General features: G+C 40.8%; 10 protein-coding genes. 2 read left to right on the forward strand and 8 right to left on the reverse strand.

All coding sequences use genetic code 11. The features are described from left to right. Positions 1-196: 196 nt before the first annotated feature. The 5 genes from F7734_RS43685 to F7734_RS43705 all read right to left on the reverse strand — a co-directional run bounded on the left by F7734_RS43685 (position 197) and on the right by F7734_RS43705 (position 9346). Entirely contained in the window at positions 197-1312 is a 1116-nt protein-coding gene (locus F7734_RS43685; RefSeq protein WP_347566387.1) for a response regulator, read from the reverse strand. Positions 1313-1351: 39 nt separating this feature from the next. After that, positions 1352-6406 (reverse strand): AAA family ATPase, encoded by a 5055-nt coding sequence (locus F7734_RS43690; protein ID WP_243147400.1) that lies wholly within the window; start codon positions 6404-6406, stop codon positions 1352-1354. A gap of 73 nt (positions 6407-6479) precedes the next feature. Further along, positions 6480-7664: a glycerate kinase gene (locus tag F7734_RS43695; protein ID WP_155750623.1), complete on the reverse strand. Its 1185-nt coding sequence runs from the start codon at positions 7662-7664 to the stop codon at positions 6480-6482. Next, positions 7661-8062 carry a hypothetical protein gene (locus F7734_RS43700; RefSeq protein WP_155750624.1) on the reverse strand — a complete coding sequence of 134 codons (402 nt, stop codon included), beginning with the start codon at positions 8060-8062 and terminating at the stop codon, positions 7661-7663. Before F7734_RS43700 ends, F7734_RS43695 begins: the two co-directional genes overlap by 4 nt. Positions 8063-8608: 546 nt before the next feature. Continuing rightward, positions 8609-9346: a 2-phosphosulfolactate phosphatase gene (locus tag F7734_RS43705; protein ID WP_243147401.1), complete on the reverse strand. Its 738-nt coding sequence runs from the start codon at positions 9344-9346 to the stop codon at positions 8609-8611. A gap of 319 nt (positions 9347-9665) precedes the next feature. On the opposite strand from F7734_RS43705, the gene F7734_RS43710 reads away from it, so the two are divergent. Then, complete coding sequence (locus tag F7734_RS43710) at positions 9666-9914, forward strand: peptidoglycan-binding domain-containing protein (protein ID WP_155750625.1); 249 nt, start codon at positions 9666-9668, stop codon at positions 9912-9914. A gap of 159 nt (positions 9915-10073) precedes the next feature. Here the strand turns inward: F7734_RS43710 and F7734_RS43715 are convergent, their stop codons facing one another. Together F7734_RS43715 and F7734_RS43720 are read right to left on the reverse strand one after the other, a co-directional pair. Next, on the reverse strand, positions 10074-10397 hold the full coding sequence (locus F7734_RS43715) for a YdhR family protein (RefSeq protein ID WP_155750626.1): 324 nt from the start codon (positions 10395-10397) through the stop codon (positions 10074-10076). A 164-nt stretch (positions 10398-10561) separates the two neighbouring features. Next, positions 10562-11368, reverse strand: coding sequence for a methyltransferase domain-containing protein (locus F7734_RS43720; RefSeq protein WP_155750627.1), 807 nt, complete (start codon positions 11366-11368; stop codon positions 10562-10564). A gap of 106 nt (positions 11369-11474) precedes the next feature. On the opposite strand from F7734_RS43720, the gene F7734_RS43725 reads away from it, so the two are divergent. Further along, on the forward strand, positions 11475-12362 hold the full coding sequence (locus tag F7734_RS43725) for a LysR family transcriptional regulator (protein WP_155750628.1): 888 nt from the start codon (positions 11475-11477) through the stop codon (positions 12360-12362). A 447-nt stretch (positions 12363-12809) separates the two neighbouring features. Here F7734_RS43725 and nifN read toward each other — a convergent pair whose 3' ends face one another. Beyond that, a complete protein-coding gene (nifN, locus tag F7734_RS43730; protein WP_166482517.1) occupies positions 12810-14090 on the reverse strand; it encodes a nitrogenase iron-molybdenum cofactor biosynthesis protein NifN in 1281 nt (426 codons plus the stop codon). Positions 14091-14161: the final 71 nt, after the last annotated feature.

The following is a 14161-nucleotide window of genomic DNA, read 5'->3' on the forward strand; positions in this document are numbered from 1 at the left end:
ACCAAAGAATGTAGCAGTTCCTGTTTTGTAAAGACAGAACCGGCGGGCTTTGACACCTATCCCAATACTGCTCGGTTAAGAAAATTGTCGCGGGAGACAAGCAGGGGAGGCAGGGGTTGCAGGGGGTGCAGGGGATCTCAGATCTTGCACCTCGAAATTTGAAGGGTATAGTGACATCTAGAGTGATAAAAGAGCGTTAATATTTCTTCAGAAACTCCAGTATTTGTTTGCTTTTAAAACCCTCAACAAGTTGGCGCAAATGAGTAGCAAAAGGTATAAATTGTTCATCCCATTTCTCTAATTCTGCGGCTCGTTTAGCAATACTTTTGAGATCGCCTTTCATTGCTAAATGAAGCAAAATCGCCAGTTCTTCTGCAGGTGGAGGCATAAAGGAATGGGTATCAGCAATGAGGGAAGGGGGAGTAAGAAATTGTACGCTGTTATCTATTTCTTCATAAACCCATTCCAACGCCAAGTGAATTTTTAATTTTTCTAAAAGCTCAGCTTTCTTAATCGGTTTGGGAAGAAAATCATCGCAACCAACTTCTTGACTTTGCTGTCGGTCGAATTCAAAAACGCTAGCAGATACAGCTATCACCACCATATGTTGAAAGTGTGGTAACATCTTGAGGCGACGGGTAGCTTCAAAGCCATCCATCACTGTCATAACTAAGTCCATAAAAATGATATCTGGATCAAATTCCTGTGCTTTATGAATACCGTCTAAACCATCTGTTGCTTCTGCGACTTCAAACCCTAAAGGCTGTAGTAAATTCACTAAAACAGAACGATTTGCCCATTTATCGTCTACAACCAAAACTTTTCGTTTAGCTCCTAAAAAACCAATAATATTGGGTTTCTGAACACTTTTAGCACCAGATTGAAGGATAACTTCGGGAATTTCCAAATCAAACCAAAAAACACTGCCTTTACCCAAAGTACTCTTTACCTTCAATTCACCGCCCATCATCTGAACCAATTGACGGCTAATTGCCAAACCCAAGCCCGTTCCTTCAGTCTTGCAGCTATGTTCACCTACCTGCTTAAATGGCAAAAATATTTCTTCTAATTGCTCTGGTGGAATGCCAATCCCGTATCTTCGACTTGAAAGCGATTTAGGATGGGCATTAATTGGGCATTGGGCATTGGAGATAAGGAAGAGGGATAGACAAGGTAGAACTTTCTTCTGTCCCCCTTGTCCCCTTGTCTCCTTTCCCCTTGTCCCCTTGGCCCTTTGTCTCCTTGTCCCCTTGTCTCCTTGTCCCTTGTCCCTTTCCTGTCCCCCTTGTCCCTTTCCCCTTGTCTCTTTCACTATTCCTTATACTGGAAAGTTCATGCCTTTTCCGTCAAATTAACGCATTGCTGAGTAGATCATCAAAATCTGACGCAATCGTTTTTCATCGGCTCGAATAATCCGTAGGGGAGAAGGCGTTTGGTAAATTAATGAAATTGTCTTTTGCTCGGTACGGATGTGGTAAAGTTGGACAAGACTCTCAATAAATTCTGGAAAATTAAACTCTTTAGGATAAAGTGCCATTTCCCGCGCTTCAATTTTGGAGAGATCTAAAATATCATTGATGAGTGTTAGTAGGTGTTCGCCACATTGGTGAATAATGTTGATCCCCTTTTTTTGCTTATCTGTTAAGCTGTTATCTTTCTGAAAAATTTGAGTGTAACCTAATATACCATTGAGCGGTGTGCGGAGTTCGTGGCTCATGTTTGCTAGAAATTCGCTCTTAGCTTGGTTGGCGGTGGCGGCTACTTCTTCTGCTCGTTGGCGATCGCGAATTTCTTGTTGGAGTCGCAAATTTTTGGCTTGTAGCTCTAAGGTGCGCTTTTGTACTTTTGCTTCTAAAGTTCGATTGGAATCCTCTAGAGCGTTATAAAGACGTGCGTTTTCAATTGAGATTGCGGCTTGAGAGGATAAAAGTTGTAAAACTTCCAACCGCTTTGGTGTAAATGCTCCAGTGGTTAAGTTATTTTCTAAATAAAGAATGCCAATCAGTTTACCTTGATTAAGAATTGGTGTACATAAAATGGATTTTGGTTGGTTGGTGATGATGTAATTATCTGTTGCAAAAACTTTTTCAAGGATGGCATCATTTAAAACAACATTCTCATGAGTTCGATGCACGTAGTTTATGACAGATATTGGTAGTTGCTTGCTGGAATTTACTGGTATTGATTGCTGCAAATAAACTTCAATATTACTGGAAATTTTTGTAGCTTCTATAAATAACTGCCCTGCTTTTTCCAAAATAAAAAATCCTGTTTCTGCACCAGCATTTTCAATCACAATTTGCATCAATTTAGCAAGAACTTTATTTAATACAATTTCGCTGGAAAGAGCCAGAGATGCTTTCATAACAGCAGCTAAATCGAAAACTCCCTGACTGCTGCTAGTTGTAGAATTGGTTGTCCGTTCGACCTCTATAATTGTGTTGTTTGGCTTGGAGATATGAGATAAAATTTGAGGATATTTGGCTTCTAAATCTTTAACTTTTGCCGTTGCTCCCCAACATATATATCCATAATAAGCATCAGTTAGATAGGTTTTTGCTACTTTTTCTCTTCCGCACTCAAAATAAAATTTTGCTGCTAGTTCATTCGAGAGGGCTTCTTCCTGAATATATCCCTGTTCCTTAGCTCCTGCGATCGCTCGGTCATAAAACTCTGTTGCTTGCCAATATTGACCCAAAACTCTTGCTTTTTCTGCCTCCACAAGCTCATACTTATGCTGAAAGTTCATGGAAGCGTAATTTGCCCATTTTTGCATTTTTTCCTGGTTATTTATCACCCTACTCAAAAGGTGTTCTTGTTGTGAATTTGGTAGCGAGCGATATACAGCAAGTTGCACTAGAGAATCATAGAAATGGAACAGCGGTACAATTAACCATCCTATGACCCCATCCAAATACTGTTCGGCTTTGAGAGCATTTTCTACAGCTTGCGAAAAGTCTCCAAACAAGTAACAAAGGATTAATTTATTGAGAAATACAGAGTAGACTAGCGTTCGTTCATTAAATTGAATGTGAAGTGGTAAGAATTGAGCTTCATTGTAAGCATCACCTATTAAAGAGCAAGGATTTTCAGCCAATCCTATTAAGTTTAAAACGGCTTGATGAAATACTTGATGCAACTTCAAAGCAGCTTCTTGATTAATTTGAGCGATCGCCTGACCATATTTAGCCATTCCCTGTTCGAGGCTTTTTAACTCCGAACCACTCCAATAAGAGTACTGGCAATAATTACTTGCTGAATATCCCGTATGTATCAAATCTCCATGTTCCAATCCGCTAGAGTAAGCATCTTCTAGGAGTGGTAAGGTTGCCCTAACATGATGTTTCCAAGGTAGTATAAACGTTGAAACCTTAAATAAGATTTGACTTCTCACCTCACGAGCATCTAACCTTTCTAATAAATTTAATGCTAATTGTCCAAATTTATAAGCAGGATCAATATCTTGTAACAATCCACTGAAAACGACTCCATAATCAGCAAACCCGCTAGCTGACAGAGAAATATTACCATTTTGAATAGATAACTTAACTTGCTCGCAAGCCATCAAAATAAATAATGCAGGTGCAGATTGATAAGCAGCAGGAACCAAACTTGCTATCAGCCGAAACGCTGCTAACTTATTCGCATCTGTCATTGGTGGCAAATGAATTAAATCTTCTATACCTATATGAGCCAAAGATGCTGTTATTTCCTCAATGGCTTGCTGAATATTTAGCACAGTAGGTGATTCAGTCAGTTTCACTCCCAGAATTTCCAAAGCTTGCAGACCTATTTTCACCGCTTCAAGGAGTTTTCTTTGCACTTCACAAGTTTTGATTCGTAACTCATAAACTTTCACTTTGTCCAGTTGTGTTTTCGCTTGTTGCAGTACAACGTCAACCAAGTGCTCCATGTGCTCAAAATCACCGTTAAGAAATGCCGCTTCAGCAGCTTCTTGATATAAACTCAATGCGAATTCATATCGTTGCTGCCAACTAGAAGCAGGCAATAACTTCAACCCCACCGTTAAATAACGAACAGCCGAGTCATAAGCCGTTGCTGCTTTTGCTTTCTGACCGGCTATAAGATTGAGTTCAGCCAGTTCATATTTTTGTGACTCAAATGACAATAGATCGATACCGTAATTCAGTTGATTGACCAAAGCAAAGATATGTTCTCTTCGTTCTTCAGGCGTCGTATTTTGTAATAGCAATTCACCAATTTTTAAGTGAGTTTCCTTTTTCTGTGAATCTGCAATCAGAGAATAAGCGGCTTGTTGAACTCGATCGTGTAAAAACTTGTAGGCAATTGGGCGATCGGGAGTAGCGATTGGTGAAGAGGAAGATTCTTGTCCAATCGTCAATCGCCAATCCCCAGTCGCTATTGTTTCCGAATCAAGAACAAGGGGTATTTTATAAGACTGACTCAAGGGCAAAACTAAACCCGCCTGTAGAGATTCCCATAAATCTGTTGCTGTTTCTGACAAAGATTTTTGATTAACAATACTGAGAATGTCTAGAGTAAACTTATCCCCAATACAAGCAGCTAACTTTAATACATTCTGGGTATTTGATGACAGCTTTTGAATTTGATTCACCATCAACTCAATGACATTATCTGTAATATCAATATCTTTAAGTTGCTCCATATCCCACTGCCAGTAGCCTTCCGTAAAGTTAAATGTTAATAGATTTTCTTGATAGAGAGATTTGAGCAAATGAATTAAAAAAAATGGATTTCCCTGAGTTTTGTTAAACACTAACTCAGCTAGTGGTTGTGCCTTGTTTTCGTCAGTACGGAGAGTTTCAATGACTAATTGTTTGACATGAAAAATTAGCAAAGGCTGAAGGATAATTTTGTTGACGATTACATTACATGATTGAACTTCTTTTATAGTTAATATCAAAGGATGCACTTCATTCACTTCGTTATCTCGATAGGCTCCAATCAGTAATAGATATTGGCTATCTGGGTGACCGAGCAGCATCTGAATTAACTTTAAAGAAGCTAGATCTGCCCATTGTAAATCATCCAAAAACAGCACTAGTGGATGTTCTCTTTGACAAAAAATATGAATAAATTGTAGAAACACCCGATTAAAACGATTTTGTGATTCGGTTAGCCCTAATTGAGGAACATCTGGCTGACGACCAATAATCCATTCGATTTCGGGAATAACATCAATAATAATCTGACCGTTAGAACCAAGAGCATTTAAAATTTTTGCTTTCCAAATTGCTATTTTTTCATGATTTTCTGTAAGAATTTGCCGCATGAGTTCTTGAAAAGCTTGAATCAAAGAACTATATGGAATATTTCGCTTAAATTGGTCAAACTTACCAGAAATAAAATATGCTCGTTGGCAGACAATTGTGTGATAAACTTCATTCACTAAAGAAGTTTTGCCAATGCCTGAATATCCACTGACTAAAATCATTTCAGTTGCGCCAAGGCTAATTCGCTTAAAAGTATCTATTAAAGTGGCTACTTCTTGTTCGCGTCCGTAAAGTTTTTGAGGAATTAGAAATTGACTGTATAAATCAAGCTGACCGATAAGAAAATCTTCTATTTTCCCTGTTGCTTGTAATTTTTCCAAACATTCTTCTAAGTCAGCTTTTAGTCCCAAAGCACTTTGATATCTCTCTTCAGCAGTCTTAGCTAATAACTTCATGACAAGATCTGAAATTGCTTGGGGAATCTCCGGATTCAATTGGCAAACAGGTACTGGTGTTCTAGCAATGTGGCAATGAACTAATTCCAAAGGATCTGTAGCTTGAAACGGTAGTTGTCCTGTTAGTAATTCATAGAAAGTGACCCCCAGAGAGTAAAGATCGGTTCGATAGTCAATGGAGCGGTTCATCCTTCCAGTTTGCTCTGGTGACATATAGGCTAGGGTGCCTTCAAGTATATGGGAATTGCCCAGCGTCGAATTCTCTGTTGGGAGGAAAGATGAAATACTAAAATCTATAATTTGAACTTGACCTGTTTTTCTGTTAATAAAAATATTATAGGGTTGAATATCTTTATGAATAATCTGATTTTGATGTAGCTGAGCCAGAGTTGATGCTAATTGAATTGCAATGTCCAAAAAACCGATTAAATCAATTTTTTTGGTATTAATAAAATTTTTTAAAGGTTCTCCCCCAAAATCAGACAAAATAAGTGCCAAACCGTTTTTGTAGCTTACCTCAGCCAGGGGTTTAACAATTCCAGGTATGTCAAGGTTTTGGAGAATTTTGTATTCGTGTCTTAATTGAGCAACTTGTTCTATTGTTGGATACTCCGCTTTGAGAGTTTTAACCATTACCCAAGTTGGCGCTGTCTTCTTGAAAGCACGATAAATCCTGGTTTTGGCACCTTCATAAAGAACTTCCAGAAATTGGCAATCAGCAATATTGGGACTCATTTTGATTTTTGGGCGGGCGTAAATAGAAATTCAGTAGTGCCTTTTATCAAGAATAGCGTGGGAGGGTGAGAACCTAAATTAAACCCCGACCACACAACCACAACTTTACTGCTCGCTCTGTAGCATTAGCCAGCAGTTCCTCTGCCCGTTCTATACATTCCTCAAGTGCAAGAGGTGCATCAGGTAGAGGTAAAGAAATGAGTATACCTAATTTCTGCAATTCATCGCTAGTTAATTTTACTGTCCCACCGAATGCTATGACTGAAACACCTTGACCGTTTTTAGCTGCACCTGCCGCCCGTGCTACCCCAGATAAAGCTTTACCACGTAAAGTTTGAACATCAATTGAACCTTCAGCTGTCAGTACTAAGTCAGCAGTTTCCAGCTTTTGTGCTATTTGTGTTGCTTCCAGCACTACGTCAATACCAGCTTTTAGTTGTGCATTCAAAAAAGTCATTAGCCCAAAACCCATACCCCCAGCTGCACCCGCACCTTTAGCAGTTTTGAAATCCCTTCCAGTTGTAGCAGCTGCAATTTGTGCAAAATGCTCCAGAGCCGCATCAAGTTCTTTGACATTCGTTGGTGTCGCCCCTTTTTGCGGTCCGTAAATGTATGCTGCACCATTAGCTCCACAAAGGGGATTGTCTACATCGCATAAAACGGTAATTTGAGTCTCCTGAAGTCGTGCATCCAAATGTGTCAGATCGATCTTTGCCAATCGATGCAGGGCAAATCCCCCTCGTGGTAAATCTTGACCATCCGCATCAAGCAAGCGTACCCCCAGTGCTTGCAACGCGCCTGCACCCCCATCAGTTGTTGCAGAACCGCCAATGCCAATTAATAGATTGCGACAACCAACATCTAATGCAGCTTGAATCAGTTGTCCGGTACCATAAGACGAAGCTTCCTTGGGACGGCGATCGCTCTGAGGAATGAGTGTTAGCCCGGAAGCTTGAGCCATTTCAATAACTGCTTGTCCATTTTGGAGGATACCCCACTTAGCTTGGACTGGATCTCCCAAAGGATCGCTCACAGTTTCGATGCGTTCCTCTCCACCAATACCCAAAAGAAGGGCTTCAACTGTTCCCTCACCTCCGTCAGCAAGCGGTACAGCGCTAATCTGGCATGGAATTTTTCCCATTGCCCTGTGTATTCCAAGCTCCATTGCCCCACAGGCAGTAACCGCAGATAACGAACCTTTTAAAGAATCAGGTGCAAGAACAAAATGGACATATGAAGTGCTAACAGTGTTGCTCAAGTCTGCCTCCCATCGTTTTCAACTAACTCTTGTAGATTTTCGATGGTAAGATCGGGATATGCAAAACTTTCATTCAACTTCTCATGGGTTTGACGTAGCTGATGCAAGATAGATACATACGGTTCTGATATCACCCCCGCTTCATGCATCGCAAATACCTGTTCTAATAAACTGATTTCAACACATGGTAAATCTTTCGTTTGACCCATGGTTTCTAAATAGCTTGAAACAGAAGGAAAATTTTCGTAATAGTCAGGATTTCCGTAATCTGCAAACATAGTGTTGCAAAGGTTTCTTATAATATAATTGACTGCCTCTTCAGACAGAAAATTGCCACCAATCTGCTGATAAGTCGCTCCGAAATTTTCAGTTTCAGAAAATCGGTCTGCGCCAAACATGAAAGTGGTTCCCATGTCAAGTAGAATGGCGTCGGTCAGGTGGTCACTGCTTATTAAGAAGAGAGTTGCACTTTTCCTCAGTTCCACCCTCTGACACACACTCGCTATATTTGAGGTACTGCTCCACTTTTGGATTCGTTTTGTTCTGCTTTTCTACCTGCAGCCGTCTTGTCCCATTTCGGTCAACAAAATTATTTTTATATATAAAGTAAAAAATACATACAGAGCCTGCTATGACTCCTGCGATAACTAACGTTAAACCCAGTCTGTTCCAGAATTTGTTTAGGTTGCTGTATTTTTGGTCAACTTTCATCTTTCAGGTACAGATACTTACGCTGTTAATTTTTACACTATCTTGGGCTGCCAAATTTAAAGAGTATGTAAAGCATTATTTTGTTATATCAAGTTTGGGTGATTACTTATAATAAAATTTATCAACGCTCGTCGGGCAAATCCTTGGAAAAACCCAACACAAGCGCGAATTCATGTTGGGTTTCGTTCCTCAACCCAACCTACAAAAATTCGAGTTCCCTGTGGTATTGAATCTTAAGTGTTTACATTGATGTAAGCATTTTCACTCAATAAAGGGACACAGTTGCTAACATTTAAATCTGCTGCTAACTCAACGTCCAACTCAAATCCCTTTTCAATTAATTCCTTTCCAGAACTGCATTTTTTCAAATACGATCGCAAATCATTCTTAAATGTTTGAAATGCGGCTACAGCAGTTTCTGCTTCTGGAGATAAACTCCCCTCTAAAGCGCTGAGAATGGCTCCAGCACCAATCAAATCTTCAAATGCAGGTCGCAGAGTCCCATCATCCCACTTTTCACCTGCGGGAATAGTTGCGATTCGGCGTCCATAGCTTTGAGCAAATTGTGCTACGGCTTTATAGTTTCGCAAAGAACCAGCTATAGTTGGAGTTTTGCCAGTCAGTAACGTCAGAGAAGAACCATTGGGAGAAGGTACAACCAACTTAGTCCCTGGAGGAATTTTCATTAAAGATGCAGGAGAAAGCGAATAACCTTCTTTCGCTAAACGACCTTTTGACAATTCTGCTTGTACAGACCACGCATAATCAACTGCAGAATTATCTCTCCATTGATACGGGTAAATAATTGCACCATTGTTGGTAGCAACTTCTACAGAGGTTGAAAATGAGAGGATATCGACTATGACAATAACATCACTGATGGGAGCAAGTTGAGACACACCTTGTGCGCCCCACTCACAGCGTAAATCAAATTCTGCTTGGTCATAAATCATACACTGCGGTAAATCCATCAATTATGTGTATTATTTTTTATTATATCTTGTGGAAAATCTACCACTCTCGCTAGATACAAATAAAATGACGACTTTTATCTGTCCAAAGTAAGAAGCTAATAATTGTATTGGCTGTAACACTTAAACTTAATATTTCGCATCATGTTTAAGGCGATCGCCTCCCCCAGTTTGAGTGGAGGCTATTTTTTATTTATCTACCAAAAGTAAGAGGCAGTTGTATGTAAAAATTATCACACTGAAATTAACGTTTCCTTTTGAGGTGTTTAACTAACTCTATCAAGACGCGAACAAATTTTAGAAGAAGAAGGAGAGAGTTATGCAGAATGATTTGGATTTTACTTCCTCTAAAACCGAAACAACCTTGCAACAGGGAGATTCTGGTGCTGCTGTAACTCAATTGAAGGAGCTATTGAATGCTCAAGGTTCTACCCTGCCTACAGATGGGACTTTTGACTCAGCAACTCTTTCAGCAGTCATTTCATTTCAGCAGAAGCATGGATTGCCAGTAAATGGAGTTATCGATTCCCAAACTTGGGCAGTTCTCCAAAAGGTTACACACTCGTAAACACCAGCTCCCCAATTCTCGTTCCTAGGCTCCGCCTGGGAACGAGGTGACAGCCCCTCAAAATCAATGTGGTAGAGACGTAACTAGTAACGGTTTCATGGAACAAGTCGGAATTAGTGTTAGTTTTAAGATATCTAATACTATTTCTGAGTTTATACCTTATATCAGTCCTAAATAGAAGGGGGAACTCATTCCTATGCTGGCTTCTTTAGTGATATCACCATCAAAAATCTTTACAGTCAAATTTCCATTAACTTGTTTTGCAAATGGAATTAACAAGTTATTGATGTAATTTTGTGCATTTTCGACAGAGTCAAATTCATAAAAACCACCAACGGTGTTGGTGTTTATACCACTTAACCAAGTTTTCGATTTTAATCCGGGAAATTTTTTCATTTCTAGATTAATGGGAACCCAGTCAATGTCACTGAAGGGAATAGATACTTGATACTCAGCGTATATGAATACTTTACTTGCAGTCATTTTTGACCTTTCTTTATTTTTTTGGTAATGTGTTTTTTGTACATTTTAGTAAATAATGAATGATTTACTTGTGCAAGGGTATTATTACAGAGGTTCTGAGAAATAAGTTAGTTAAATAGTTTGCCTGCATTATTTGTATTGTGTTGGTAGTTGGGATGCATGCGCTAAAGCGCAACTACGAACCTATGTCCGATCGCTTCACACCAAGCTTGAGCAAAGAATCTATCTGGGTGTAGGCTCCATTCTTGTAAAGCTTGGTTCATAGTTGCGATCGCTTGAACATCAGTCCATCCCCGTTCTACAGCCCGCTCAACTTGTTCTGATGCTTGTATTCTGAGTGCTAAATATTCTGTTGCCAAGCTCAAGGGTTCATAACTTTCATAAGACGCTGAAGTTTTGATTTGAGTAAATCCCGCTTGTCTCAATAAAGCACCTAATTCTCTACCAACGTTCACGTTACCGCCATTGTGCTGTTGAAGAAATTTGTAATAGGACATTGCTAGGTCTAATTCTGGTGTAGAAGGTGCAATCAAAAAACCACCCCAATCTGGACTCCGAACTCCCACTTTCCCTCCTGGTTTCAGCACTCGCAGTATTTCCTGTAATGCTTGTAAGGGTTTTTGAAGATGCTCGAACACTGCATGAGCAAAGACTGCATCAAAGGAAGAATCGGGAAAAGGTAAGTGATAAACACTCGCCTGAATAAAATCAACATTTCCTACACTTTGCTTGCTAGCACTTTCACGAGCAATATCAAGTTGAGAGTTTTCCAGATCGATTCCTGTTACTGTACCGGGAAACACCGCTTGCGCCAAACCTAAAGTGATTGTCCCAGGACCGCAACCGCAATCAAGCAATTTCATTTCCGGATTCAGATACGGCATAAAAAATGCTGCATGAGACTTTGCAGTGCGATGTGCCATGAATTGAGTTGCATTCGTTGAGTAGCCCGGTGTGTAATTCTCTAGCATTTTTTCTCCAGATGTTTGTTGTGCTTATAGGAGCATCATAGGTAGACTCTTTTAAGATGTCCAATATATATTTGTTTAAAATTGAAACTTTTAAAATATCAAAACTATGGAACTGCGACACCTCCGGTACTTTATTGCTGTCGCCGAGGAACTGCACTTCAGTCGGGCGGCTGAGCGATTGCATATAGCCCAACCGCCTCTGAGTCAGCAAATTCACCAGTTGGAAGCAGAATTGGGTGTTGAATTGTTTCATCGCAAAACGAAGCGACAGGTGCAACTGACAGAAGCGGGAAGGGTATTTTTACAGGAAGCTTATCAACTGTTGGCGCATTTGGAGAGTACAATTCAAGTTACCCAACGCACCGGGCGGGGAGAGATAGGACAGTTGCGGGTAGGGTTTATCAGTCCGGCAATATACAGTGTGTTGCCTGTTATATTACAAGAGTTTCGGCAACAGTTTCCAGATGTGGAATTGGTATTGCAGGAGTTAACAACTGCCGAACAGGAACAAGCACTTCGCGATCGCCGCATTCACGTTGGCTTTGTGTATCCACCTTTGGAGGATGACGAGCTGAGTTACCTGTGTATTCAGCAAGAATGTCTGATTCTAGCATTATACCAAAGCCATCCTTTAGCACAACAAGAACCTATCACAGTGGAATCCCTTGCAAATGAACCGTTTATTTTATTCCCCCGTCATTTAGGAATAGGGCTATACGATAAGATTATGGATCTGTGTCAGCAGGGGAATTTCACGCCAAAGATTGCTCAAGAAGCAATTCAAATGCAGACAATTATCGGGCTGGTTGCTGCGGGTATGGGCGTTGCAATTGTGCCATCTTCTTTGCAGAACCTTCAACGCACTGGTTTGGTTTATCGGGCGATCGCACACCAAACACCTCTGATTGAAACTGCGATCGTGTGGCGTGAGAAGGAAGAAACACCTGTTGTACGGCAATTTCTGAAAGTTGTGAATCAACTAATACCAATTTAATATGAAGCTGCAGATTATTTTTACCCCTCCTAACCTCCCCTGCAGATTATTTTTACCCCTCCTAACCTCCCCTTATAAAGGGGAGGAAAATAAATTTCCTGTTTCCCCCCTTGATAAGCTATGCATTAGTCACATCTTTCTTTACAATCTTGAAACCCTTGCCTACAATCCATTCTGGACGCTGAGATTTTCACATGACTTGACAAAATGGCATTTATTCTTCTCGCAAAAATTCTATTTTTATTGAGAATGAACGACGAACGAATCAGGGTTAGAAAAAACGTGAGTGGTTACTCTCACAAATGTTGAGAAAGATCCGGGTAATGCATAGCTTGATAAGGGGGGATTAAGGGGGGTAAGGAGAGATGCCACAGATGCTGGAGGTTTTTTCTATGCATCTTCATCTGAAAACGGTATAAGAATTATGAAGGATGAATGGTTAAAAATTTATCCTTCATCTTTTAAAAATAAGTTGCCAAGGTCAAACAGAAGTTGCATAGTTCCTCGGTAGCCGACAGTGCAACGCTGTCCGTTACCCAAGCGATCGAAGATAGGAAAACCGAGGCGATAGAAAGGAGTACCCAGACGGTGGGCGATCGCTTTAGCATGGGAATTAGCGATGAGCAAATCAGAACCGACTGCTAGTTCCTCAAAATCTTCCAAATCCCCAATAATTACCTTTTCGACTGGAAGTTGCTCTAAAAGGGGCGACTTGGTGGTTGTCACTGCGGCGTGAATTTCAGCTCCCATCGAGTGCAAAAACCAAGCTGTTGACCACAGCAAATCAGGTTCCAGTGCTAACGACACCCGCTTGCGCCCGAAGTAAAAGTGAGTATCTAGCATGGCATCTTGCAACTGGCGGCGTTGGTGGCGGTATTTTTCTGGGACTTCATGACCGCTTAAATCTACCAGTCCTTGCAAGAAATGATCGACTGCGTTCAATCCAGTCAGTTGTGGAAACACCTCGTAAGGTATGCCAAACTGTTTTTGCAAACTCTCCGCAGCACCACGCATACTTTCGCCTAGTGCTAGGGTAAACAACGAACTACCTATTTGTCGCAGTTCTGCCAAAGTTGTGCCACCACCTGTCACCGCGCTGTAGGAATCATCCAAGTGACCGTCGAGTGAAGCGGAAACGTCAGGTACAACGATGGATTTTAACCCAAAGGCAGAGACGATTTCTTTCACCTCCTGTACATCCCCTGGCGTAAACGCAGAACTGACTAAAATATTAATTTGGTCTAGCCGGATATTTCCAGGTTGAGGCAGTTCTTTAACTATGCTTTCGACAGCTGCGGAAAAACCATCTTGCAATGAACCTTTAAAATCAGGTGTAGAGGCAAATACGATTGGCAAGTCATATAATTCTGGGTGACGTTTGCGGATACTTCTGAGGATACCCTCCATATCATCCCCTCTGGTTTCTGTTAATCCAGTCGTACACAGACCAATAATTTCTGGCTTTGACTTCTCCACAAGCGTCAGGATTGCTTGCTCGATATTGTCCTCACCACCTAAGACAGTGCTCACTTCAGTCATTGCTGTTGTAGATAGAGGAATTGCTTCCCGAAAATGCCGCACCAACATGACTTTGGCGAAGGCAGTACAACCCTGAGAACCGTGAAACAGGGGCATCACGCCTTTCAATCCGAGAAAAGCTAAGGCTGCGCCTAAAGGTTGGCTTTGCTTCAAGGGATTGACAGCAATTGATTTTTGTGAATTTTGGATTTTGGATTTTGGATTGAGATTCTCCCTTGTCTCCCCTGTCTCCCCTGTCTCCCTTGTCCCCCTTGTCCCCC

Source organism: Scytonema sp. UIC 10036, from assembly GCF_009725235.1.